The organism is Kitasatospora sp. NPDC056076, from assembly GCF_042266305.1.
Taxonomy (GTDB): Bacteria; Actinomycetota; Actinomycetes; order Streptomycetales; family Streptomycetaceae; genus Kitasatospora.
The window spans coordinates 300,761-321,190 of sequence record NZ_JBHJWG010000001.1; the positions used below are offsets into that span (position 1 = coordinate 300,761).

At 67.2% G+C, this 20,430-nt stretch carries 33 protein-coding genes; all 33 read left to right on the forward strand.

The window, feature by feature from the left end; genetic code table 11:
- The first annotated feature begins 10 nt into the window (after positions 1-10).
- Entirely contained in the window at positions 11-904 is an 894-nt protein-coding gene (locus ACFC1T_RS01435; protein WP_375882072.1) for a glycosyltransferase family 2 protein, read from the forward strand.
- A 280-nt stretch (positions 905-1,184) separates the two neighbouring features.
- Positions 1,185-3,008 (forward strand): hypothetical protein, encoded by a 1,824-nt coding sequence (locus ACFC1T_RS01440; protein ID WP_375882074.1) that lies wholly within the window; start codon positions 1,185-1,187, stop codon positions 3,006-3,008.
- A gap of 392 nt (positions 3,009-3,400) precedes the next feature.
- Entirely contained in the window at positions 3,401-3,709 is a 309-nt protein-coding gene (gene rpsJ / locus ACFC1T_RS01445) for a 30S ribosomal protein S10 (RefSeq protein WP_012785157.1), read from the forward strand.
- 14 nt (positions 3,710-3,723) lie between these two features.
- Entirely contained in the window at positions 3,724-4,371 is a 648-nt protein-coding gene (rplC, locus tag ACFC1T_RS01450; protein ID WP_350503569.1) for a 50S ribosomal protein L3, read from the forward strand.
- Positions 4,372-4,375: 4 nt separating this feature from the next.
- Positions 4,376-5,053 (forward strand): 50S ribosomal protein L4, encoded by a 678-nt coding sequence (gene rplD / locus ACFC1T_RS01455; protein WP_375882076.1) that lies wholly within the window; start codon positions 4,376-4,378, stop codon positions 5,051-5,053.
- Complete coding sequence (gene rplW, locus ACFC1T_RS01460; RefSeq protein ID WP_063348967.1) at positions 5,053-5,373, forward strand: 50S ribosomal protein L23; 321 nt, start codon at positions 5,053-5,055, stop codon at positions 5,371-5,373. Before rplD ends, rplW begins: the two co-directional genes overlap by 1 nt.
- 43 nt (positions 5,374-5,416) lie before the next feature.
- Positions 5,417-6,253: a 50S ribosomal protein L2 gene (rplB, locus tag ACFC1T_RS01465; RefSeq protein ID WP_375882079.1), complete on the forward strand. Its 837-nt coding sequence runs from the start codon at positions 5,417-5,419 to the stop codon at positions 6,251-6,253.
- A gap of 11 nt (positions 6,254-6,264) precedes the next feature.
- Positions 6,265-6,546 carry a 30S ribosomal protein S19 gene (gene rpsS / locus ACFC1T_RS01470; RefSeq protein WP_030055821.1) on the forward strand — a complete coding sequence of 94 codons (282 nt, stop codon included), beginning with the start codon at positions 6,265-6,267 and terminating at the stop codon, positions 6,544-6,546.
- Between the two features lie 50 nt (positions 6,547-6,596).
- Entirely contained in the window at positions 6,597-6,944 is a 348-nt protein-coding gene (rplV, locus tag ACFC1T_RS01475; protein WP_030055822.1) for a 50S ribosomal protein L22, read from the forward strand.
- Entirely contained in the window at positions 6,944-7,768 is an 825-nt protein-coding gene (rpsC, locus tag ACFC1T_RS01480) for a 30S ribosomal protein S3 (RefSeq protein WP_188301636.1), read from the forward strand. The genes rplV and rpsC overlap by 1 nt, the downstream gene beginning before the upstream one ends.
- A 5-nt stretch (positions 7,769-7,773) precedes the next feature.
- The gene (gene rplP / locus ACFC1T_RS01485; protein ID WP_030055824.1) at positions 7,774-8,193 is read left to right on the forward strand and encodes a 50S ribosomal protein L16; all 420 of its coding nucleotides are present in this window, start codon (positions 7,774-7,776) and stop codon (positions 8,191-8,193) included.
- A complete protein-coding gene (gene rpmC / locus ACFC1T_RS01490) occupies positions 8,193-8,417 on the forward strand; it encodes a 50S ribosomal protein L29 (protein ID WP_049649042.1) in 225 nt (74 codons plus the stop codon). The genes rplP and rpmC overlap by 1 nt, the downstream gene beginning before the upstream one ends.
- Positions 8,417-8,689: a 30S ribosomal protein S17 gene (rpsQ, locus tag ACFC1T_RS01495; RefSeq protein WP_030055826.1), complete on the forward strand. Its 273-nt coding sequence runs from the start codon at positions 8,417-8,419 to the stop codon at positions 8,687-8,689. The genes rpmC and rpsQ overlap by 1 nt, the downstream gene beginning before the upstream one ends.
- A gap of 102 nt (positions 8,690-8,791) precedes the next feature.
- Positions 8,792-9,163, forward strand: a complete 372-nt coding sequence (rplN, locus tag ACFC1T_RS01500) for a 50S ribosomal protein L14 (protein ID WP_030393301.1) — start codon at positions 8,792-8,794, stop codon at positions 9,161-9,163.
- 15 nt (positions 9,164-9,178) lie between these two features.
- Positions 9,179-9,490, forward strand: coding sequence for a 50S ribosomal protein L24 (rplX, locus tag ACFC1T_RS01505; RefSeq protein ID WP_030232484.1), 312 nt, complete (start codon positions 9,179-9,181; stop codon positions 9,488-9,490).
- A complete protein-coding gene (gene rplE, locus ACFC1T_RS01510) occupies positions 9,490-10,059 on the forward strand; it encodes a 50S ribosomal protein L5 (protein ID WP_030300393.1) in 570 nt (189 codons plus the stop codon). Before rplX ends, rplE begins: the two co-directional genes overlap by 1 nt.
- 3 nt (positions 10,060-10,062) lie before the next feature.
- Positions 10,063-10,248 carry a type Z 30S ribosomal protein S14 gene (locus ACFC1T_RS01515; RefSeq protein WP_030393303.1) on the forward strand — a complete coding sequence of 62 codons (186 nt, stop codon included), beginning with the start codon at positions 10,063-10,065 and terminating at the stop codon, positions 10,246-10,248.
- A 269-nt stretch (positions 10,249-10,517) separates the two neighbouring features.
- Positions 10,518-10,925, forward strand: coding sequence for a 30S ribosomal protein S8 (rpsH, locus tag ACFC1T_RS01520; RefSeq protein WP_030280781.1), 408 nt, complete (start codon positions 10,518-10,520; stop codon positions 10,923-10,925).
- 22 nt (positions 10,926-10,947) lie between these two features.
- The gene (rplF, locus tag ACFC1T_RS01525; RefSeq protein WP_375882084.1) at positions 10,948-11,487 is read left to right on the forward strand and encodes a 50S ribosomal protein L6; all 540 of its coding nucleotides are present in this window, start codon (positions 10,948-10,950) and stop codon (positions 11,485-11,487) included.
- Positions 11,488-11,490: 3 nt separating this feature from the next.
- Positions 11,491-11,874, forward strand: coding sequence for a 50S ribosomal protein L18 (rplR, locus tag ACFC1T_RS01530; protein ID WP_030232494.1), 384 nt, complete (start codon positions 11,491-11,493; stop codon positions 11,872-11,874).
- A 48-nt stretch (positions 11,875-11,922) separates the two neighbouring features.
- Entirely contained in the window at positions 11,923-12,546 is a 624-nt protein-coding gene (gene rpsE, locus ACFC1T_RS01535) for a 30S ribosomal protein S5 (RefSeq protein WP_030055834.1), read from the forward strand.
- Positions 12,546-12,728, forward strand: coding sequence for a 50S ribosomal protein L30 (rpmD, locus tag ACFC1T_RS01540; protein WP_030055835.1), 183 nt, complete (start codon positions 12,546-12,548; stop codon positions 12,726-12,728). The genes rpsE and rpmD overlap by 1 nt, the downstream gene beginning before the upstream one ends.
- 2 nt (positions 12,729-12,730) lie before the next feature.
- Complete coding sequence (rplO, locus tag ACFC1T_RS01545) at positions 12,731-13,183, forward strand: 50S ribosomal protein L15 (protein ID WP_375882087.1); 453 nt, start codon at positions 12,731-12,733, stop codon at positions 13,181-13,183.
- Positions 13,184-13,522: 339 nt separating this feature from the next.
- Positions 13,523-14,833 (forward strand): preprotein translocase subunit SecY, encoded by a 1,311-nt coding sequence (gene secY, locus ACFC1T_RS01550; RefSeq protein ID WP_375882088.1) that lies wholly within the window; start codon positions 13,523-13,525, stop codon positions 14,831-14,833.
- Entirely contained in the window at positions 14,833-15,486 is a 654-nt protein-coding gene (locus ACFC1T_RS01555; protein WP_375882090.1) for an adenylate kinase, read from the forward strand. The genes secY and ACFC1T_RS01555 overlap by 1 nt, the downstream gene beginning before the upstream one ends.
- 116 nt (positions 15,487-15,602) lie before the next feature.
- Complete coding sequence (map, locus tag ACFC1T_RS01560) at positions 15,603-16,442, forward strand: type I methionyl aminopeptidase (protein WP_375882092.1); 840 nt, start codon at positions 15,603-15,605, stop codon at positions 16,440-16,442.
- Positions 16,443-16,581: 139 nt separating this feature from the next.
- Entirely contained in the window at positions 16,582-17,007 is a 426-nt protein-coding gene (mscL, locus tag ACFC1T_RS01565) for a large conductance mechanosensitive channel protein MscL (RefSeq protein WP_375882094.1), read from the forward strand.
- A gap of 194 nt (positions 17,008-17,201) precedes the next feature.
- Complete coding sequence (gene infA / locus ACFC1T_RS01570) at positions 17,202-17,423, forward strand: translation initiation factor IF-1 (RefSeq protein WP_003956442.1); 222 nt, start codon at positions 17,202-17,204, stop codon at positions 17,421-17,423.
- 32 nt (positions 17,424-17,455) lie between these two features.
- Positions 17,456-17,569: a 50S ribosomal protein L36 gene (gene rpmJ / locus ACFC1T_RS01575; RefSeq protein ID WP_003956441.1), complete on the forward strand. Its 114-nt coding sequence runs from the start codon at positions 17,456-17,458 to the stop codon at positions 17,567-17,569.
- Positions 17,570-17,744: 175 nt separating this feature from the next.
- Positions 17,745-18,125, forward strand: a complete 381-nt coding sequence (gene rpsM / locus ACFC1T_RS01580) for a 30S ribosomal protein S13 (RefSeq protein ID WP_316523629.1) — start codon at positions 17,745-17,747, stop codon at positions 18,123-18,125.
- A 72-nt stretch (positions 18,126-18,197) separates the two neighbouring features.
- Complete coding sequence (gene rpsK / locus ACFC1T_RS01585) at positions 18,198-18,605, forward strand: 30S ribosomal protein S11 (protein WP_030232513.1); 408 nt, start codon at positions 18,198-18,200, stop codon at positions 18,603-18,605.
- Positions 18,606-18,735: 130 nt separating this feature from the next.
- Complete coding sequence (locus ACFC1T_RS01590) at positions 18,736-19,758, forward strand: DNA-directed RNA polymerase subunit alpha (protein WP_030055844.1); 1,023 nt, start codon at positions 18,736-18,738, stop codon at positions 19,756-19,758.
- A gap of 127 nt (positions 19,759-19,885) precedes the next feature.
- Positions 19,886-20,365: a 50S ribosomal protein L17 gene (gene rplQ / locus ACFC1T_RS01595; protein WP_375882098.1), complete on the forward strand. Its 480-nt coding sequence runs from the start codon at positions 19,886-19,888 to the stop codon at positions 20,363-20,365.
- Positions 20,366-20,430 lie beyond the last annotated feature (65 nt).

Here is a 20,430-nt window from a genome sequence, read left to right on the forward strand (position 1 = left end):
CGGCGCCGTCATGAGCGTCGATTTCGTCATCCCGTACTACGGCGACCCGGAGTACCTGTTCGCCACCATCGACAGCATCCGGGCGCAGCACCAGCAGGACTGGCGGCTGACCGTGGTGGACGACCAGTACCCGGGCAACCGGGCGCTGGAGTACATCGAGGGCCTGGACGACGAGCGGATCCGCTACGTCCGCAACGAGGAGCGGCTGGGCCCCAACGGCAACACCTACAAGGCGTCGACCCTGGCCGAGCGCGAGTTCGTCTCGATGATGGGCGCCGACGACCTGCTGGAGCCGAACTACCTGGACGTCGTTCTGGAGCGGATGAAGGCCGACCCGAAGGCGATCGCGGTCCAGCCGGGCGTCAAGGTGATGGACAGCGACGGGAACCTGGTGCCGTCGCTCGGCATCGGTGACAAGGTCAAGCGCCGGATCGCCGCCCCGGCCCGGAAGGCCGGCCTGATCAGCGGCGAGGACGCGGTGAAGAGCCTGCTGTCCGGGAACTGGCTGTACACCCCGTCGCTGCTGTACCGGCAGTCCGCGCTGTCGAAGATCCCGTACCGCCCGGACATCGACGCCGTGCACGACCTGGCGTTCATGGTCGACATGCTGATGGAGGGCGGCAACCTGCTGGTCGACGAGCGCGAGGTGTTCCGCTACCGCCGCCACCAGGCCAGCGACTCCTCGAACCGGGTCAAGGACGGCAAGCGCTTCGACGAGGAGCTCCAGTACTACACCCTGATCGCCAAGGAGCTGCGGGCCAAGGGCTGGAACGCCGCGGCCCGCTCGGCCGACCTCCACCTCTCCTCCCGGCTGCACGCCCTGATGGTCGCCGCCGGGCGCCTCGGCGCGGGTGACTTCGCCCACGCCGGCGCCATGGTCGGCCGCGCCGTCCGCAGCAGCTGACCCGGTCCGCGGCGGGGCGGGGCTGAACGCCGGGCCGTCGGCTCCGCGTTGTCCGGAAGGAAGGGCGGCGCGGGCCGGCGGGCCGTTTCGCGGACGCGGTCGGACGGGCGGCACCGGTTCGGACGCACCTGGTCCACCGGATGATCACGATGACTCCACACCGGGCCGCATGGCAGACTTCCCGTGCGATCCAACGACTGGGGGTGCGTGTGGGCGACTCGCGGGCACCTGTGAAAAAGTCATGACAAGTGCTGGTTCCAACAACGAGGGAAGTGTCCCGGTGCAGCCGCTGATCGATTCTGCCCATGCGACCGACGGGCGGACATTGAAGGAGGGCGGTGACGGGAACGGGACCGCCGAGCCGAAGGCTCCTCCGGCCGCGCTCCTGCGGCTGCGGGTCCTCGCCGCCCACCGCTGGTTCTGGCCGGCGGCCGTGCTGCTCGGCTACCTCGCGCAGACGGCGTTCCGGCTGTCGCTGTCGATCCACAACTACTACCCGTCGGTGCACGCGGACGAGGACGGCTACCTCGCGATCGCGCGGGTGCTGGCCGGCAAGCCGGCCTCCGAGATGCCCACCGGCGTGATCATCCCCGGCGGCTACCCGCTGCTGATCTCGCCGGCGCTCCGGATAGCCGACAACCCGGACACCGCGTACCACCTGATCATGGTGATCAACGCGGTGCTCAACGCGCTGGTCTTCCCGCTGGCCTTCGCGGCGGCCCGCCGCCTGGGGCTGTCCCGGCCGCAGGCGTTCCTCGCCGGGTCCGCCGTCGCGCTGGTGCCGCCGGTGATCTTCTACTCCCAGTTCGTGATGACGGACGCCGTCCTCCCGGTGCTCCTGCTGATCTGGCTGATCTCGATGCACGGCTGGCTCTCGCCCGGATCGACCCGCCGCCGCGCGCTGTACGCGGCCGCGATGAGCCTGGCCGCCGGCTACTCGATGGCCACCCACGACCGCGGCGGCGTGGTCGTGGCGCTGACCGCACTGGCCCTGCTGGTGGTGCTCGCCATCGGCTGGGCGCCGCGGCTCGCCTCGCTGGCCGGGCTCGGCGCGCTCGCGGTGGCCTACCTGGGCACCAAGCTGCTGGACGGTTACGTCACGGCCCAGTTCAAGGACGTCCCGGGCGCGGGGGTCGGCAACAAGGTCTTCGACAACCTCGAGAACGGCAAGTACACCACCACGATCGTCGTCCGGACCCTCGGCGAGCTGTGGTACTTCATGACCTCCACCTACGGCCTGGGCGCGATCGCCTTCGTGCTGTGCGTGGTGGCGGTGTTCCACCGCCGCTCCACGGCGGCCGACCGGGTGGTCTCCTTCGTCATGGTCGCCCTGCTGTGCGGCACCGCGCTGGCCTCCGCCGCGGGCCTCGCGGACGACAACCGCGTCGACAACTGGGTGTACGCCCGGTACTGCGCCGTGCTGGTGCCGGTGTTCATGGTGGTCGGCCTGGTCGTGCTGTTCCGGGCCGGGAAGCGCCGGCTGCTGCAGCTGGCCGCGCTCGGCACGGTGGTCGTCGGGATCACCGGGCTCGCCGTCACCGAGTACGCGGGGCGCAAGCTCAACGTCTGGATCATCCCGTGGACGGTGCCGGACGCCCAGTTCCTCTCCTCGACCTACGACGGCCTGCACATGGGCCGCACGACCTTCGGCGCGCTCGCCGTGCTGGGCGCCTGCCTGCTGCTGCGGGTGGTCGGCGGCCGCCGGATCATCGCGGCCGTGGTGGGCTGCCTGACGCTCTTCGCGGCCTACGCGACGGTCGCCGTCACCAACAACATCGCCGAGCCGCACTCCAAGTTCCGCAAGTACGAGGCCGTCGGCCTGCCCAAGGAGGCCGGCCTGGGCAAGGGCGACAACGTGGTCCTGGACTGGGACCTCGACTGGGGCAGCCGGATGTCGCTGGCCTTCGAGGTCTACTGGGGCCGGGTCTGGACCAGCAACGTGAAGAACGGCAACACCCCGCCGGAGTCGGCCACCGCGATCCTGCTGGCCGTCTCCAAGGACCCGGGCACCAAGCCGGAGTCCAGCTGGCAGAAGCCGCTCCCGGGCTGGCACGTCGCGAAGTACAACATGGAGCGCGGCTGGGTGCTCTGGCGCAAGGGCTGAGCTGCGGTTCCACCCCTTCGGGGCCGGTGAGGTACGCCTCACCGGCCCCGATTGGCATCCGGGCTGCTCCATGTGGCAGTATGTCCAAGTTGCTCGGTTGAGTGCCGATGCTGCGCGCCTCCCGCCGGGAGGACTGGAAGCGAGTCCCATGTACTCGTCGTTCCCGTGATGGCCGTCAAGCGTGAGTTCTACGCCACGGCAGCTGCGGGGCGAAAGTACGGGAATCTTCCGGGAAGCGTGTGCGGGGCCTCGGCCCGGCCACCCCCACCCCGAAAGTTTGAAACCGACGAAGTACTTCGCCGGTTTTTTGCAAGCGCGAGTGCGACACGCCCGAGCGCGGGGGTCGGAGGAGGGTCGTGCAGTGACTAAGGACAAAGGACTACTGAGTAGCCATGGCGGGACAGAAGATCCGCATCCGGCTCAAGGCCTACGACCACGAGGTCATCGATTCCTCGGCGAAGAAGATCGTCGAGACGGTGATCCGTACTGGTGCGCAGGTCGCAGGCCCGGTGCCGCTGCCCACTGAGAAGAACGTGTACTGCGTCATCCGCTCGCCGCACAAGTACAAGGACTCGCGCGAGCACTTCGAGATGCGCACTCACAAGCGTCTGATCGACATCCTCGACCCCACGCCGAAGACGGTTGACTCGCTCATGCGTCTCGACCTGCCGGCTGGCGTCGACATCGAGATCAAGCTCTGAGAGGCGCACCGAAGATGGCTAAGCAGATTAAGGGCATCCTGGGCGAGAAGCTCGGCATGACCCAGGTCTGGGACGAGAACAACCGGGTCGTTCCGGTGACCGTCGTCAAGGCTGGGCCCAATGTCGTGACCCAGGTCCACACCGCCGACAGCCCGGCCGGCTACGACGCCGTCCAGATCGGCTTCGGCGAGATCGACCCCCGCAAGGTGAACAAGCCCCTCGCGGGCCACTTCGCCAAGGCCGGTGTCACCCCCCGTCGCCACCTGGTCGAGCTCCGTACCTCGGACGCCTCCGAGTACACCCTGGGCCAGGAGATCACCGCCGAGCTGTTCGAGGCGGGTGTCAAGGTCGACGTGACCGGCACCTCCAAGGGCAAGGGCTTCGCCGGTGTCATGAAGCGCCACAACTTCCGGGGCCTCGGCGCCGGTCACGGTGTGCAGCGCAAGCACCGCTCGCCCGGCTCGATCGGTGGCTGCGCCACCCCGGGTCGCGTGTTCAAGGGCGTGAGGATGGCCGGCCGGATGGGCCACGAGCGTGTGACCACCCAGAACCTGACCATCCATGCCGTTGACGCGGAGAAGGGGCTGCTCCTGATCAAGGGCGCAATCCCGGGCCCGAACGGCGGCCTCATCCTCGTCCGCACCGCGGCGAAGGGGCTGTGAGGATATGAGCACCATTGACATCCTGTCGCCCTCGGGTGACAAGACCGGCAGCCTCGAGCTGCCGGCCGAGATCTTCGACGCGAAGGTCAGCGTTCCGCTGATGCACCAGGTCGTCGTGGCGCAGCTCGCTGCGGCCCGTCAGGGCACCCACAAGACCAAGACTCGCGCCGAGGTCCGCGGTGGCGGCAAGAAGCCGTACCGCCAGAAGGGCACCGGCCGCGCCCGTCAGGGCTCGACCCGTGCGCCGCAGTTCGCCGGCGGTGGCGTCGTGCACGGTCCCGTGCCGCGTGACTACTCGCAGCGGACCCCGAAGAAGATGATCGCCGCCGCCCTGCGCGGTGCGCTCACCGACCGGGCCCGCCACAACCGCATTCACGTCATCACCGACGTGACCGCGACCGAGGCGCCGTCGACCAAGGCCGCCAAGGGCCTGTTCGGCAAGATCACCGAGCGCAAGAACGTCCTCCTGGTCGTCGAGCGTTCGGACGAGCTGGGCCTCAAGTCCGCTCGCAACCTGCCGAACGTCCACATCCTGGACGCCGGTCAGCTGAACACCTACGACGTGCTCGTCTCCGACGATGTGGTCTTCACCCAGGCCGCCTTCGAGCGTTTCGTGGCCGGTCCGGCCGCGTCCGCCAAGGCCGTGGCTGCTGAGGGCGAGCTCGAAGGGAGCGCCGCCTGATGGCTGCAGAGATCACGAGCAAGACGTTCACGGACCCCCGTGACGTCCTGGTGAAGCCGGTCATCTCGGAGAAGAGCTACTCGCTCCTCGACGAGAACAAGTACACGTTCGTCGTGTCGCCCGGTGCCAACAAGACCCAGATCAAGCAGGCCGTCGAGGCGGTCTTCTCGGTCAAGGTCGAGTCCGTCAACACGCTCAACCGTCAGGGCAAGCGCAAGCGCTCCAAGACGGGCTTTGGCAAGCGCAAGGACACCAAGCGCGCCATCGTGACGCTGGCTGAGGGCAACCGCATCGACATCTTCGGTGGTCCGGTCTCCTAACGGGGATCGTGATCGTCGATAAGGACGAGGACGAGAGAGCCAAATGGGCATCCGCAAGTACAAGCCGACTACGCCGGGCCGTCGTGGCTCCAGCGTGGCCGACTTCGTAGAGATCACGCGGTCCACCCCGGAGAAGTCGCTGGTTCGCCCCCTGCACAGCAAGGGCGGCCGTAACAACGCCGGTCGGATCACCGTTCGCCACCAGGGTGGCGGCCACAAGCGCGCCTACCGCGTGATCGACTTCCGTCGTCACGACAAGGACGGCGTGCCGGCGAAGGTCGCGCACATCGAGTACGACCCGAACCGCACCGCGCGCATCGCGCTCCTGCACTACCTGGACGGCGAGAAGCGCTACATCATCGCGCCGCGTGGCATCGCGCAGGGTGACCGGATTGAGAACGGCCCTGGCGCCGACATCAAGCCGGGCAACAACCTGCCGCTGCGCAACATCCCGGTCGGTACCACCATCCACGCGGTGGAGCTGCGTCCCGGCGGCGGTGCCAAGCTGGCCCGCTCCGCGGGCTCCGGCATCCAGCTGCTGGCGCGTGAGGGCAAGATGGCGCACCTGCGCATGCCCTCCGGTGAGATCCGCCTGGTCGACGCGCGCTGCCGCGCCACCGTCGGCGAGGTCGGCAACGCCGAGCAGTCGAACATCAACTGGGGCAAGGCCGGCCGTATGCGCTGGAAGGGCGTCCGCCCGACCGTGCGTGGTGTCGCCATGAACCCGATCGACCACCCGCACGGTGGTGGTGAGGGTAAGACCTCTGGTGGCCGCCACCCGGTCTCGCCGTGGGGCCAGAAGGAGGGTCGCACCCGTCGCCCGAAGAAGGCGTCGGACGCTCTCATCGTGCGCCGCCGCAAGACCAACAAGAAGCGCTAGGAGCAGGTCAGATGCCGCGCAGTCTCAAGAAGGGCCCCTTCATCGACGGCCACCTTCTCAAGAAGGTGGACGCTCAGAACGAGGCGGGTACCCAGAACGTCATCAAGACCTGGTCCCGTCGCTCCGTGATCTTCCCGGCCATGCTCGGCCACACGATCGCGGTGCACGATGGCCGTAAGCACGTCCCGGTGTTCGTCACCGAGTCGATGGTCGGCCACAAGCTCGGCGAGTTCGCGCCGACGCGTACCTTCCGCGGTCACGTCAAGGACGACCGCAAGTCGAAGCGTCGCTAGTCGCCAGCGAGATTACCGACTCAATGACTTACACCAGCAAGGGGACAACCATGGAAGCCAGGGCCCAGGCGCGGTACATCCGCGTCACGCCCATGAAGGCCCGCCGCGTGGTGGACCTCATCCGTGGCCTGCCGGCCACGGAGGCCCAGGCCGTCCTGCGTTTCGCTCCGCAGGCCGCCACCGTGCCGGTCGGCAAGGTGCTCGACAGCGCCATCGCCAACGCCGCGCACAACTACAACCACTCCAACGTGGACGACCTCGTCATCAGCGAGGCGTACGTTGACGAGGGTCCGACCCTGAAGCGGTTCCGTCCGCGTGCGCAGGGTCGTGCCTACCGGATCCGCAAGCGGACCAGCCACATCACCGTGGTCGTCAGCAGCAAGGAAGGGACCCGGTAATGGGCCAGAAGGTTAACCCGCACGGGTTCCGCCTCGGCATCAGCACGGACTTCAAGTCCCGCTGGTACGCCGACAAGCTGTACAAGGACTACGTCAAGGAAGACGTTGCCATTCGTCGCATGATGACGAAGGGCATGGAGCGCGCCGGCATCTCCAAGGTCGAGATCGAGCGCACCCGCGACCGCGTCCGCGTCGACATCCACACCGCCCGTCCCGGCATCGTCATCGGGCGTCGTGGCACCGAGGCCGACCGCATCCGCGGCGACCTCGAGAAGCTGACCGGCAAGCAGGTCCAGCTGAACATCCTCGAGGTCAAGAACCCCGAGCTGGACGCCCAGCTCGTGGCTCAGGGCGTCGCGGAGCAGCTGTCCTCCCGCGTCTCCTTCCGTCGTGCCATGCGCAAGTCGATGCAGGGCACCATGAAGTCCGGCGCCAAGGGCATCAAGGTCCAGTGCTCCGGTCGTCTCGGCGGCGCCGAGATGAGCCGTTCGGAGTTCTACCGCGAGGGCCGTGTGCCGCTGCACACCCTGCGCGCGAACGTCGACTACGGCTTCTTCGAGGCCAAGACGACCTTCGGCCGCATCGGTGTGAAGGTCTGGATCTACAAGGGCGACGTCAAGAACATCGCCGAGGTCCGCGCTGAGAACGCCGCTGCCCGCTCGGGCAACCGCCCGGCCCGTCCCGAGGGTGGTCGTCCCGCCCGCGGTGGCGAGCGCCGTGGTGGCGAGCGCGGTGGCCGTGGCCGTCGCCCCGCCGCTGCCGAGGCCCCCGCGGCCGCGGCCGCCGAGGCTCCGGCTGCCGAGAACACCGGAACGGAGGCCTGACCCCAATGCTGATCCCCCGTAGGGTCAAGCACCGCAAGCAGCACCACCCGAAGCGCCGCGGCGCTGCCAAGGGTGGCACCGAGCTCGCGTTCGGCGAGTACGGCATCCAGGCCGTCACCCCGGCCTACGTGACGAACCGGCAGATCGAGTCCGCTCGTATCGCCGTCACCCGTCACATCAAGCGTGGCGGCAAGGTCTGGATCAACATCTACCCGGACCGCCCGCTCACCAAGAAGCCGGCCGAGACCCGCATGGGTTCCGGTAAGGGTTCGCCCGAGTGGTGGATCGCGAACGTGCACCCGGGTCGGGTCATGTTCGAGCTGTCGTACCCCAACGAGAAGGTGGCTCGTGAGGCGCTGACCCGCGCAGCTCACAAGCTCCCGATGAAGTGCCGGATCATCCGGCGCGAGGCAGGTGAGAGCTGATGTCGGCCGGCACCAAGGCTGCTGACCTCCGCGAGCTGGACAACGAGGGTCTCGTTGCCAAGCTCCGTGAGGCCAAGGAGGAGCTGTTCAACCTCCGCTTCCAGGCGGCGACCGGGCAGCTCGACAACCACGGACGGCTCAAGCTCGTCCGTAAGGACATCGCGCGGATCTACACCCTGATGCGCGAGCGCGAGCTGGGCATCGAGACGGTGGAGAGCGCCTGATGACTGAGAACACCAACGAGACGCGCGGTTTCCGCAAGACCCGTGAGGGTCTCGTCGTCAGCGACAAGATGGACAAGACCGTCGTCGTCGCCGTCGAGGACCGCGTCAAGCACGCTCTGTACGGCAAGGTCATCCGCCGTACGAACAAGCTGAAGGCGCACGACGAGGCGAACGCCTGCGGCATCGGCGACCGGGTGCTCCTCGCGGAGACCCGCCCGCTGTCCGCGACGAAGCGCTGGCGCGTCGTCGAGATCCTCGAGAAGGCCAAGTAACGAAGTTGATGCGGTACGGCCGTATGTGCACCAGGTCCCTCGCGGGCGCTGGTGTGAGCAGCGGCCGGCCCGTCAGCTCTCGTTGACGATCAGGAGAAAGCTGTGATCCAGCAGGAGTCGCGACTGCGTGTCGCCGACAACACGGGCGCGAAGGAAATCCTTTGCATCCGCGTTCTCGGTGGTTCCGGTCGCCGCTACGCCGGTATCGGGGACGTCATCGTCGCGACCGTCAAGGACGCGATCCCCGGCGGTTCGGTCAAGAAGGGTGACGTCGTCAAGTGCGTCGTCGTCCGTACCGTGAAGTCGCGTCGTCGTCCGGATGGCTCGTACATCCGCTTCGACGAGAACGCCGCGGTCGTTCTGAAGAACACCGATGGTGACCCCCGTGGCACCCGCATCTTCGGCCCGGTGGGCCGCGAGCTGCGTGACAAGAAGTTCATGAAGATCATCTCGCTTGCGCCGGAGGTGCTCTAACTCATGGCGAACAGCATGAAGATCAAGAAGGGTGACCTGGTCCAGGTCATCACCGGCAAGGACAAGGGCAAGCAGGGCAAGGTCATCCAGGCCATGCCGGCTGAGAACAAGGTCCTGGTCGAGGGTGTCAACCGGGTCAAGAAGCACACCAAGCCGGGTCCGGGCACTCAGGGTGGCATCGTCACCGTCGAGGCCCCGGTGCACGTCTCCAACGTCCAGCTGGTCGTGGAGAAGGACGGCAAGAAGGTCGTCACCCGCGTTGGCTACCGCTTCGACGACGAGGGCAACAAGATCCGCGTTGCCAAGCGAACCGGTGAGGACATCTGATGTCTGAGACGTCTGTTGAGAAGGTGACCCCCCGCCTCAAGGAGCGTTACAACTCCGAGATCAAGGGTCAGCTGCAGGAGCAGTTCTCGTACGAGAACGTCATGCTGACGCCCGGCCTGGTCAAGGTCGTCGTCAACATGGGTGTCGGCGAGGCCGCCCGTGACAGCAAGCTGATCGAGGGCGCGATCCGCGACCTGACCGCGATCACCGGTCAGAAGCCGGCCGTGACCAAGGCTCGTAAGTCCATCGCGCAGTTCAAGCTGCGCGAGGGCCAGCCGATCGGCACCCACGTCACCCTCCGTGGTGACCGCATGTGGGAGTTCCTGGACCGTCTGGTTTCGCTGGCCCTGCCGCGAATCCGTGACTTCCGTGGCCTCTCCCCGAAGCAGTTCGACGGCCGTGGCAACTACACCTTCGGTCTGACCGAGCAGGTCATGTTCCACGAGATCGACCAGGACAAGGTCGACCGTCAGCGCGGTATGGACATCACCGTCGTGACCACCGCCCAGACCGACGACGAGGGCCGGGCGCTCCTGCGCGCTCTGGGCTTCCCGTTCAAGGAGGCGTAACACATGGCGAAGAAGTCCCTCATCGCGAAGGCCGAGCGGAAGCCGAAGTTCGGCGTCCGGGCCTACACCCGGTGCCAGCGCTGCGGCCGTCCGCACTCGGTGTACCGCAAGTTCGGCCTGTGCCGTGTCTGCCTTCGTGAGATGGCGCACCGCGGCGAGCTGCCGGGCGTGACCAAGAGCTCCTGGTAACCAGGACCTCGCGGTAACGCCATAGCGAAGCAGGTGTGCCCGACCCCACAGAGCCCCTTTTTTGGGGCTACGTACGGAATCCCGTAGGGTAGTGAGGTCGGGCCCCCTGTCGCGGTAGCTCCATAGCTGCCGTCGACCCTCTTCGGAGGGCTCGCACCCAGTCTTACGACGCCGCAGGTCCCCTGCGTCTGTGCCCCTGCCGCACTCCCCGGAGTGCGGCAGGGGGACCTGGCGCGGAGAAACCACGGCGAGAGAGGCCTGAGGCCATCATGACCATGACCGACCCCATCGCAGACATGCTCACGCGTCTGCGTAACGCTAACTCGGCGTACCACGACTCTGTGGCGATGCCGGCCAGCAAGATCAAGGCGCACGTCGCCCAGATCCTGCAGCAGGAGGGGTACATCTCCTCCTACAAGGTTGAGGAGCCCGCTGAGGGCGAGGTCGGCAAGAAGCTGACCATCGAGCTCAAGTTCGGTCCCAACCGTGAGCGCTCGATCGCTGGCATCAAGCGGATCAGCAAGCCGGGCCTGCGGGTCTACGCAAAGTCCACCAACCTGCCGAAGGTGCTCGGCGGCCTGGGCGTGGCGATCATCTCCACGTCCTCGGGTCTCCTCACCGACAAGCAGGCTGCCAAGAAGGGCGTAGGCGGAGAAGTTCTCGCCTACGTCTGGTAATTCGGGAAACGGAGGTACAGCAATGTCGCGCATTGGACGGCTGCCCATCCCGGTTCCCGCCGGCGTGGACGTCACCATCGATGGCCAGGCGGTCTCGGTGAAGGGCCCCAAGGGCTCCCTCACCCACGTTGTCGCCGCGCCGATCGAGATCGGTAAGGGCGAGGACGGCAACCTGGTCGTCACCCGCCCCAACGACGAGCGTCAGTCGAAGGCCCTGCACGGCCTTTCCCGCACGCTGGTGGCGAACATGATCACCGGCGTGACCGCGGGCTACCGCAAGTCGCTGGAGATCAGCGGTGTCGGCTACCGAGTTCTGGCGAAGGGCTCCGACATGGAGTTCCAGCTGGGCTACAGCCACCCGATTCTGGTCGAGGCCCCCGAGGGCATTTCCTTCGTCGTCGAGTCGGCCACCAAGTTCCACGTGGACGGCATCGACAAGCAGAAGGTCGGCGAGGTCGCCGCGAAGATCCGCAAGCTGCGCAAGCCCGACCCGTACAAGGCCAAGGGCGTCAAGTACGCGGGCGAGGTCATCCGCCGCAAGGTCGGAAAGAGTGGTAAGTAAGCGATGAGCGTCTCTGTCAAGATCGGCAAGGGCAACGCCTACAAGAGCGCCGCTCGCAAGCGCCGCGCGATCCGCGTTCGCAAGCGCGTCGTCGGCACCGAGGTGCGTCCGCGCCTCGTCGTGACGCGCTCGAACCGTCACATGGTCGCCCAGGTCATCGACGACGCCAAGGGTCACACCCTGGCGTCGGCGTCCACCCTCGACGTGTCCATCAAGGGCGCCGAGGGCGACAAGACCGAGCTGGCCAAGAAGGTCGGGAGCCTGGTCGCCGAGCGCGCCAAGGCCGCCGGCATCGAGGCGGTCGTCTTCGACCGCGCGGGCAACCGGTACGCCGGCCGCATCGCCGCCCTGGCGGACGCGGCTCGCGAGGCCGGGCTCGACTTCTAAGCCGCTCGTCGACTCAGTCGACGGACGTAATCGAGAGAGGTAATTCCAATGGCTGGACCCCAGCGCCGCGGTAGCGGCGCCGGCGGTGGCACCGGCGGTGGCGAGCGGCGCGACCGTAAGCGTGACGACCGGGGCAACGCCCCCGCCGTCGAGAAGACCGCTTACGTCGAGCGCGTTGTCGCGATCAACCGTGTCGCCAAGGTTGTCAAGGGTGGTCGTCGTTTCAGCTTCACCGCGCTGGTCGTGGTGGGCGACGGTGACGGCACCGTGGGTGTCGGTTACGGGAAGGCGAAGGAGGTTCCGGCCGCCATCGCCAAGGGTGTTGAGGAGGCCAAGAAGAACTTCTTCAAGGTCCCCCGTATCCAGGGCACCATCCCGCACCCGATCCAGGGTGAGAAGGCCGCCGGCGTCGTGCTGCTGAAGCCCGCCGCCCCCGGTACCGGTGTTATCGCCGGTGGTCCGGTGCGCGCCGTCCTGGAGTGCGCCGGCATTCACGACATCCTGTCGAAGTCGCTCGGCTCGGACAACGCGATCAACATCGTGCACGCCACCGTGGCTGCTCTGAAGGGCCTCGTGCGCCCCGAGGAGATCGCCGCCCGTCGTGGCCTGCCGCTGGAGGACGTGGCCCCCGCCGCTCTGCTTCGGGCGCGTGCTGCAGGGGTGAGCGCCTGATGGCTCGCCTGAAGATCACGCAGACCAAGTCGTACATCGGCAGCAAGCAGAATCACCGTGACACCCTGCGTTCGCTTGGTCTCAAGCGCATGCACGACGTCGTGGTGAAGGAGGACCGTCCCGAGATCCGCGGGATGGCCCACACGGTCCGTCACCTGGTGACGGTTGAGGAGGTGGACTGATCATGGGCGACAACCCGATCAAGATCCACAACCTGCGTCCCGCCCCGGGTGCCAAGACCGACAAGATCCGCGTGGGTCGTGGTGAGGGCTCCAAGGGTAAGACCGCCGGTCGTGGTACCAAGGGCACCAAGGCCCGCTACCAGGTTCCGCAGCGCTTCGAGGGTGGCCAGATGCCCCTCCACATGCGCCTGCCGAAGCTGAAGGGCTTCAAGAACCCGTTCAAGATCACGTTCCAGGTCGTCAACCTCGACAAGCTGGCCGAGCTCTACCCGCAGGGTGGCGCCGTCACGGTCGAGGACCTGGTCGCCAAGGGCGCGGTTCGCAAGAACTCCCTCGTCAAGGTGCTCGGCACCGGCGAGGTCTCGGTTGCGCTGCAGGTGACGGTCGACGCCGTCTCCGGCTCGGCCGCCGAGAAGATCAAGGCCGCCGGCGGTACGGTCACCGAGCTCGTCTGAGCCCGCTGAACCCGCCGACAACCGGCTTCGAGCCCCGCACCTCCTTCGGGAGGTGCGGGGCTCGTGCTTTTACCCCGGCTTTCACTCCGGGGCCGAAATCAGCCGGTACCGGGCCTCGTTCTTTTGTGTGGCAAAACCGGGCATCCCGTACCCCCGTGAGTGGGGGAGGGACGGTACGCGCTTCTTTCGAGTGGCCGCGCACTGTTAGAGTCCGTGGAGTTCCCTTGTAGGCTGCGCGTAGGCTCGCCTGTGCCGTCTGTACGGGGGCCCGTACCGCAAAAACTCCCCATTCAGGACCGACCCTCCCGCCGACGACGTGCGGGAGGCGCAGGAGGCACCGTGCTCAGTGCGTTCGCGCGGGCGTTCCAGACGCCCGACCTGCGCAAGAAGCTGCTGTTCACGCTGGGCATCATGGTGCTGTTCCGGCTGGGCTCGCACATTCCGATTCCGGGCGTGAGCTTCACGGCCGTGAACGAGTGCATCAAGGACACCAAGAACAACGGCCTCTTCGGACTCGTCAACCTGTTCAGCGGTGGCGCGCTCCTCCAGCTGACGATCTTCGCGCTCGGCATCATGCCGTACATCACCGCGAGCATCATCCTCCAGCTCCTCACCGTCGTGATCCCGCGACTCGAGGCGTTGAAGAAGGAGGGCCAGGCCGGCACCGCGAAGATCACCCAGTACACCCGCTACCTGACCATCGCGCTCGCCGTGCTCCAGGGCACCGGCATCGTGGCGACGGCCTCCAGCGGTGCGCTGTTCTCCGGCTGCCCGGTGGGCAACCAGATCGTGCCGGACACCTCGGTGTTCCGGATCGCCGTCATGGTGCTCACGATGACGGCCGGCACCACGGTCATCATGTGGCTGGGCGAGCTGATCACCGACCGCGGCATCGGCAACGGCATGTCGCTGCTGATCTTCACCTCGATCGCCGCGCAGTTCCCGACCTCGATGTGGGCCATCAAGCAGTCCGGCACCATCGGCGGCGGCTGGGTCGAGTTCCTCTCCGTGGTCGCGGTCGGCGTCATCGTTGTGATGCTGGTCATCTTCGTCGAGCAGGCGCAGCGCCGGATCCCGGTCCAGTACGCGAAGCGGATGATCGGCCGCCGGGCCTTCGGCGGCACCTCGACCTACATCCCGCTCAAGGTGAACCAGGCCGGTGTCATCCCGGTCATCTTCGCCTCGTCGCTGCTGTACATCCCGGCGCTGGTGGTCCAGCTGACCAACAGCCAGTCGGGCTGGGCGGTGTGGGTCAAGCAGAACTTCGTCAAGGGTGACCACCCGATCTACATGGCCACCTACTTCCTGCTGATCGTCTTCTTCGCCTTCTTCTACGTCGCCATCTCCTTCAACCCCGAAGAAGTTGCCGACAATATGAAGAAGTATGGTGGCTTCATCCCGGGCATCCGGGCCGGCCGTCCGACGGCCGAGTACCTGAACTACGTGCTGACCCGAATCACGTGGCCGGGTTCGCTCTACCTGGGCCTGATCGCGTTGATCCCGATGATCGCCCTGGTCGCCTTCGGACAGCAGACCAACTTCCCGTTCGGCGGCACCAGCGTGCTCATCGTCGTCGGCGTCGGACTCGAAACTGTGAAGCAGATCGAGAGCCAGCTCCAGCAGCGCAATTACGAAGGGTTCCTCCGCTGATGCGTATCGTCCTCGTTGGTCCTCCCGGGGCCGGGAAGGGTACTCAGGCGCACCTGCTCGCCAAGACCCTGTCCATCCCCCACATCTCCACCGGCGACCTGTTCCGCGCCAACATCGGTCAGGGCACCCCGCTGGGGCTCGAGGCCAAGGGCTACATGGACGCGGGTCGCCTGGTACCGGATGAGGTCACCATCGGGATGGCCAAGGACCGCATGCTGCAGGCCGACGCGGCCAACGGCTTCCTGCTCGACGGCTTCCCCCGCAACCTGGGCCAGGCCAAGGCGCTCGACGAGTTCCTCGCCGAGCAGGGCATCGTGCTGGACGGCGTGCTGGACCTGGAGGTCCCCGAGGACGAGGTGGTGCGCCGGATCGCCGGCCGCCGCCTGTGCCGCAAGAACGGCAGCCACGTGTTCCACGTCGCGTACAACCCGCCGAAGGAGGAGGGTTTCTGCGACGAGTGCGGTGGCGAGCTGTACCAGCGCTCGGACGACACCGAGGAAGCGGTGCGCACGCGCCTGGAGGTCTACCACACGGAGACCGAGCCGATCATCGACTACTACGTCCAGCAGGGCCTGGTGGCGACGATCTCGGCCCTCGGCAAGGTGGACGAGGTCACCCAGCGCGCGATCGAGGCGCTGAAGAAGAACGGCTGAGTTCGCTCGGCGAGGTACGCGTGACGGCCGGGTCGCCCGTGGAGCGGGCGGCCCGGCCGTTTTCGACGTCGTACGGTGGTAGGCAGTGGTAATCCGGACTTGGAAGGCGTGACCTGATGGTGGAGATCAAGACCCCCGAGCAGATCGCGAAGATGCGGGCGGCCGGGCTGGTCGTCGCCGAGGCGCTCAAGGCCTGTCGCGAGGCGGTCGCTCCCGGGGTGACCACCCAGGAGCTCAACGACATCGCCGACAAGGTCATCACCGACCACGGTGCCACCTCGAACTTCCGCGCCCACCACGGCGGCCTGTGGTTCCCGGGCGTGATCTGCGCCTCGGTGAACAACGAGGTCGTGCACGGCATCCCGGGCGAGCGGGTGCTGCAGGAGGGCGACATCATCTCGATCGACTGCGGCGCCATCCTGGACGGCTGGCACGGCGACTCGGCGATCACCGTCGCGGTCGGCGAGGTCCGCCCCGAGGTCGAGATGCTCAGCCGGGTGACCGAGGGCTCGATGTGGGCCGGCATCGCCCAGATGAAGAAGAACAACCGCCTGGTGGACGTCTCCAAGGCGATCGAGGGCTTCATCCGGCGCCAGCCGCTGCCGCCCAAGGGCAAGTGGGGCATCACCGAGGGCTACGGCGGCCACGGCATCGGCACCGCGATGCACATGGAGCCGCACGTGCTGAACTACGTCGAGCGCGGCCGCGGCAAGGGCCCGAAGCTGGTCCCGGGCACCGTGCTGGCGATCGAGCCGATGGTCTCGCTCGGCACCCCGCACACCGCGGTGCTGGAGGACGACTGGACGGTCGTCACCAACGACGGCACCTGGGCCTCGCACTGGGAGCACTCGGTGGCCGTCACCGAGGAGGGCCCGCTGGTGCTGACCGCCTTCGACGGCGGCCGGGCCGAGCTCGCCAAGCTGGGCATCACCGCAGCTCCGGACCCGCTGGCGTAGTCGCCCGGGCGGTCAACTGCCGCTGCTGACAAGGGATCAGAGCCCTGGAGGTTTGGACCTCCAGGGCTTTTGTCCTATTTTTAACGGCTGGCAGTGGCAGTTACTGGCCCAGTGGCTTACGAGCGAGCAGGAGAGCGCAGTGCTCAAGGGATTCCGCGACTTCATGATGCGCGGCAACGTCATCGACATGGCCGTCGGTGTGGTCATCGGTGCCGCGTTCACCGCGGTGGTGACCGGCTTCGTGTCCGCCTTCCTCACCCCGCTGGTCGGCGTGGTGGTCGGCGCGGCCGGCGACTTCAGCTCGTACACGGCGGAGATCGGCGGGGTGAAGTTCCCGTACGGCCAGTTCCTGAACGTGCTGATCGCCTTCTTCATGACCGCCGCGGTGCTGTACTTCTGCGTGGTGCTGCCGATCACCAAGGCCACCGCCCGCTACCTGCCGAAGAAGCCGAAGGTCGCGAAGCGCCCGTGCCCCGAGTGCCTGACCGAGATCCCCGAGGCCGCCCGCCGCTGCTCGGCCTGCACCGCCCACGTCGACCCGCTGGCCGTCCCCACCGGGGTCTGACGGGGCCGGTGTGACGGCGGACTCCTTCCGGTACCCCCGTTTTGGACCCCGGGACGCGCTGGCGTAGGATGGACCGTCGGCTCACTCGTAGCGTGCTTCAGCACGCCCTCTTCCCCTCGGGGGCGGGGTGAACCCAGGTTCGCACGAGCGTTCCGCATACGGTAGCCGGTCCCGGAAGGTGGATCTCGCAGTTCATGGCTAAGAAGCAAGGCGCCATTGAGATCGAGGGCACCGTGATCGAGTCTCTTCCGAACGCGATGTTCAAGGTCGAGCTGCAGAACGGTCACAAGGTCCTCGCGCACATCAGTGGCAAGATGCGCATGCACTACATCCGCATCCTGCCGGACGACCGGGTGGTCGTGGAGCTCAGCCCCTACGACCTCACGCGCGGCCGGATCGTCTACCGCTACAAGTAAGAACGTCAGATCTAGACCCGGAGAACCTGAACATGAAGGTCAAGCCGAGCGTCAAGAAGATCTGCGACAAGTGCAAGGTGATCCGCCGTCACGGCCGGGTCATGGTGATCTGCGACAACCTGCGCCACAAGCAGCGCCAGGGCTGATCTCCCTCCCGCATTTCTCGTAGTACTTCGCGCGACGCGAAAACGTCATACGCGGGTCACCCGATCCGTCCCGGACGGGACGGACTGCCGCCCCCGGTCAGAGGCCGGGGCTCCCTCACCGTGAGGTGTCGGAGTAGGTGCCCGTCAGACCTCTGAAGAACCACAGGAGCCTTGAATGGCACGCCTCGCCGGCGTTGATCTCCCCCGTGAGAAGCGGATCGAGATCGCCCTTACGTACGTGTACGGCATCGGCCGTACCCGCGCCCAGCAGACCCTCGCCGAGACCGGCGTCAACCCGGATGTCCGCGTTCGCGACATCACCGAGGACGACCTGGTCAAGCTGAGCCAGTACATCGACGCCAACTACACGGTCGAGGGTGACCTCCGCCGTGAGGTGGCCGCCGACATCCGCCGCAAGGTCGAGATCGGCTGCTACGAGGGTCTGCGTCACCGCCGTGGCCTGCCGGTCCGCGGCCAGCGCACCCACACCAACGCGCGTACCCGCAAGGGCCCGCGTCGCGCGATCGCCGGCAAGAAGAAGCCGGGCAAGAAGTAGTCCGTCCCGTCACCGGACATCCCTCCGGCCCGCGGGTCAGCGGACCGACCACCTCAGTAGGAGAACAGACTTATGCCCCCCAAGGGTCGTCAGGCTGCCGGCGCGAAGAAGATCCGCCGCAAGGAAAAGAAGAACGTCGCTCACGGCCACGCGCACATCAAGAGCACGTTCAACAACACCATCGTTTCGATCACCGACCCCGCGGGCAACGTGATCTCCTGGGCCTCCGCCGGCCACGTCGGCTTCAAGGGCTCGCGCAAGTCCACCCCGTTCGCCGCGCAGATGGCCGCCGAGGCCGCTGCCCGTCGCGCGCAGGAGCACGGCATGCGCAAGGTCGACGTCTTCGTGAAGGGTCCGGGCTCCGGCCGCGAGACCGCGATCCGTTCGCTCCAGGCCACCGGCCTGGAGGTCGGCTCGATCCAGGACGTCACCCCCACCCCGCACAACGGCTGCCGTCCGCCGAAGCGCCGCCGCGTCTGACGCAGCGCCTTCGGGCACGCGGGTAACGCTTTAAACCACGTACGGGGTCCTGTTTTCTGCGGGACCCCGTACGCTTGGTCCTGTCGGCATCAAATAGTGGGTGCCGAAGACAACTGGAGGAACACCCCCCATGCTTATCGCTCAGCGCCCCTCGCTGACCGAAGAGGTCGTCGACGAGTTCCGCTCGCGGTTCGTGATCGAGCCGCTGGAGCCGGGCTTCGGCTACACCCTCGGCAACTCCCTGCGCCGCACGCTCCTGTCGTCGATCCCGGGTGCCGCTGTCACCAGCATCCGCATCGACGGCGTCCTGCACGAGTTCACCACCGTGCCGGGCGTCAAGGAGGACGTGACCGACCTCATCCTCAACATCAAGCAGCTGGTCGTCTCCTCGGAGCACGACGAGCCGGTCGTGATGTACCTGCGCAAGCAGGGCCCGGGCGTCGTGACCGCCGCCGACATCGCCCCGCCGGCGGGTGTCGAGGTGCACAACCCCGAGCTGGTCCTCGCCACGCTGAACGGCAAGGGCAAGCTGGAGATGGAGCTGACCGTCGAGCGCGGTCGCGGCTACGTCTCCGCCGTCCAGAACAAGGCCTCCGGCCAGGAGATCGGCCGCATCCCGGTCGACTCGATCTACAGCCCCGTGCTGAAGGTCACCTACAAGGTCGAGGCCACCCGTGTCGAGCAGCGGACCGACTTCGACAAGCTGATCGTCGACGTCGAGACCAAGCCCGCCATGCGTCCGCGCGACGCCATGGCCTCGGCCGGCAAGACCCTGGTGGAGCTGTTCGGCCTCGCCCGCGAGCTGAACATCGACGCCGAGGGCATCGACATGGGCCCGTCCCCGACGGACGCCGCCCTGGCCGCCGACCTGGCGCTGCCGATCGAGGAGCTGGAGCTCACCGTTCGGTCGTACAACTGCCTCAAGCGCGAGGGCATCCACACCGTGGGTGAGCTCGTCGCCCGCTCCGAGGCCGACCTGCTCGACATCCGCAACTTCGGTGCGAAGTCGATCGACGAGGTCAAGGCGAAGCTGGCCGGCATGGGCCTGGCCCTCAAGGACAGCCCGCCCGGGTTCGACCCGACCGCCGCCGCCGACGCCTTCGGCGCCGACGACCTGGACGACGCGGGTTACGCGGAGACCGAGCAGTACTAAGAGATTTGGCCGCGGGGGCGGTTCCACGGAGCCGCCCCCGTCGTCATGGCAAGTCGTACCGGCAACAGTGCCGGTACGCCCGCTGCGGTACCTGGTACGGCCGTAGTCGGAGATCCAAGGAGTCACCATGCCGCGTCCCACCAAGGGTGCCCGCCTCGGCGGCGGCCCGCACCACGAGCCGCTGCTGCTCGCCGGTCTGTGCCGGGAGCTGTTCCAGTACGGCCGCATCACCACGACCGAGGCCAAGGCCCGTCGGATGCGCCCGCTGGCGGAGAAGCTGATCACCAAGGCGAAGAAGGGCGACATCCACAACCGTCGCCTGGTGCGCAAGACCATCACCGACATCTCGGTGCTGCACACCCTCTTCACCGAGATCGCGCCGCGCTACGAGAACCGCCCGGGTGGTTACACCCGTATCACCAAGATCGGTCCCCGTCGTGGCGACAACGCCCCGATGGCCGTGATCGAGCTGGTCGAGGCGCTGACCGTCGCGCAGACCGCCGTCGGCGAGGCCGAGGGCGCCACCAAGCGTGCCGTCAAGGAGGCCGACCAGGCCGCCGCCGTCGAGACCAAGGCCGACGAGGCCGAGGCCGCCGAGCAGGCCTGACACCTCCAGGTGTGATGCGGGCCCGCTCTCCCAGCGATGGGGGAGCGGGCCCGTTCCTTATTCGT

Bases quoted from the DNA above. Each gene is read 5' to 3' on its own strand.
- ACFC1T_RS01435 (WP_375882072.1), top strand. From the start codon at position 11: ATGAGCGTCGATTTCGTCATCCCGTACTACGGCGACCCGGAGTACCTG.
- ACFC1T_RS01590 (WP_030055844.1), top strand. From the start codon at position 18,736: ATGCTTATCGCTCAGCGCCCCTCGCTGACCGAAGAGGTCGTCGACGAG.
- rplE (WP_030300393.1), top strand. From the start codon at position 9,490: ATGTCTGAGACGTCTGTTGAGAAGGTGACCCCCCGCCTCAAGGAGCGT.
- rpsK (WP_030232513.1), top strand. From the start codon at position 18,198: ATGCCCCCCAAGGGTCGTCAGGCTGCCGGCGCGAAGAAGATCCGCCGC.
- rplX (WP_030232484.1), top strand. From the start codon at position 9,179: ATGAAGATCAAGAAGGGTGACCTGGTCCAGGTCATCACCGGCAAGGAC.
- rplC (WP_350503569.1), top strand. From the start codon at position 3,724: ATGGCTAAGCAGATTAAGGGCATCCTGGGCGAGAAGCTCGGCATGACC.
- ACFC1T_RS01515 (WP_030393303.1), top strand. From the start codon at position 10,063: ATGGCGAAGAAGTCCCTCATCGCGAAGGCCGAGCGGAAGCCGAAGTTC.
- ACFC1T_RS01555 (WP_375882090.1), top strand. From the start codon at position 14,833: ATGCGTATCGTCCTCGTTGGTCCTCCCGGGGCCGGGAAGGGTACTCAG.
- rplV (WP_030055822.1), top strand. From the start codon at position 6,597: ATGGAAGCCAGGGCCCAGGCGCGGTACATCCGCGTCACGCCCATGAAG.
- rpsQ (WP_030055826.1), top strand. From the start codon at position 8,417: ATGACTGAGAACACCAACGAGACGCGCGGTTTCCGCAAGACCCGTGAG.
- rpsC (WP_188301636.1), top strand. From the start codon at position 6,944: ATGGGCCAGAAGGTTAACCCGCACGGGTTCCGCCTCGGCATCAGCACG.
- rpmJ (WP_003956441.1), top strand. From the start codon at position 17,456: ATGAAGGTCAAGCCGAGCGTCAAGAAGATCTGCGACAAGTGCAAGGTG.
- rplP (WP_030055824.1), top strand. From the start codon at position 7,774: ATGCTGATCCCCCGTAGGGTCAAGCACCGCAAGCAGCACCACCCGAAG.
- rpsM (WP_316523629.1), top strand. From the start codon at position 17,745: ATGGCACGCCTCGCCGGCGTTGATCTCCCCCGTGAGAAGCGGATCGAG.
- rpsS (WP_030055821.1), top strand. From the start codon at position 6,265: ATGCCGCGCAGTCTCAAGAAGGGCCCCTTCATCGACGGCCACCTTCTC.
- rplD (WP_375882076.1), top strand. From the start codon at position 4,376: ATGAGCACCATTGACATCCTGTCGCCCTCGGGTGACAAGACCGGCAGC.
- rpsH (WP_030280781.1), top strand. From the start codon at position 10,518: ATGACCATGACCGACCCCATCGCAGACATGCTCACGCGTCTGCGTAAC.
- rplR (WP_030232494.1), top strand. From the start codon at position 11,491: ATGAGCGTCTCTGTCAAGATCGGCAAGGGCAACGCCTACAAGAGCGCC.
- map (WP_375882092.1), top strand. From the start codon at position 15,603: ATGGTGGAGATCAAGACCCCCGAGCAGATCGCGAAGATGCGGGCGGCC.
- rplF (WP_375882084.1), top strand. From the start codon at position 10,948: ATGTCGCGCATTGGACGGCTGCCCATCCCGGTTCCCGCCGGCGTGGAC.
- rplB (WP_375882079.1), top strand. From the start codon at position 5,417: ATGGGCATCCGCAAGTACAAGCCGACTACGCCGGGCCGTCGTGGCTCC.
- rpmD (WP_030055835.1), top strand. From the start codon at position 12,546: ATGGCTCGCCTGAAGATCACGCAGACCAAGTCGTACATCGGCAGCAAG.
- rpsE (WP_030055834.1), top strand. From the start codon at position 11,923: ATGGCTGGACCCCAGCGCCGCGGTAGCGGCGCCGGCGGTGGCACCGGC.
- rplQ (WP_375882098.1), top strand. From the start codon at position 19,886: ATGCCGCGTCCCACCAAGGGTGCCCGCCTCGGCGGCGGCCCGCACCAC.
- infA (WP_003956442.1), top strand. From the start codon at position 17,202: ATGGCTAAGAAGCAAGGCGCCATTGAGATCGAGGGCACCGTGATCGAG.
- rplW (WP_063348967.1), top strand. From the start codon at position 5,053: ATGGCTGCAGAGATCACGAGCAAGACGTTCACGGACCCCCGTGACGTC.
- rpmC (WP_049649042.1), top strand. From the start codon at position 8,193: ATGTCGGCCGGCACCAAGGCTGCTGACCTCCGCGAGCTGGACAACGAG.
- rplO (WP_375882087.1), top strand. From the start codon at position 12,731: ATGGGCGACAACCCGATCAAGATCCACAACCTGCGTCCCGCCCCGGGT.
- rpsJ (WP_012785157.1), top strand. From the start codon at position 3,401: ATGGCGGGACAGAAGATCCGCATCCGGCTCAAGGCCTACGACCACGAG.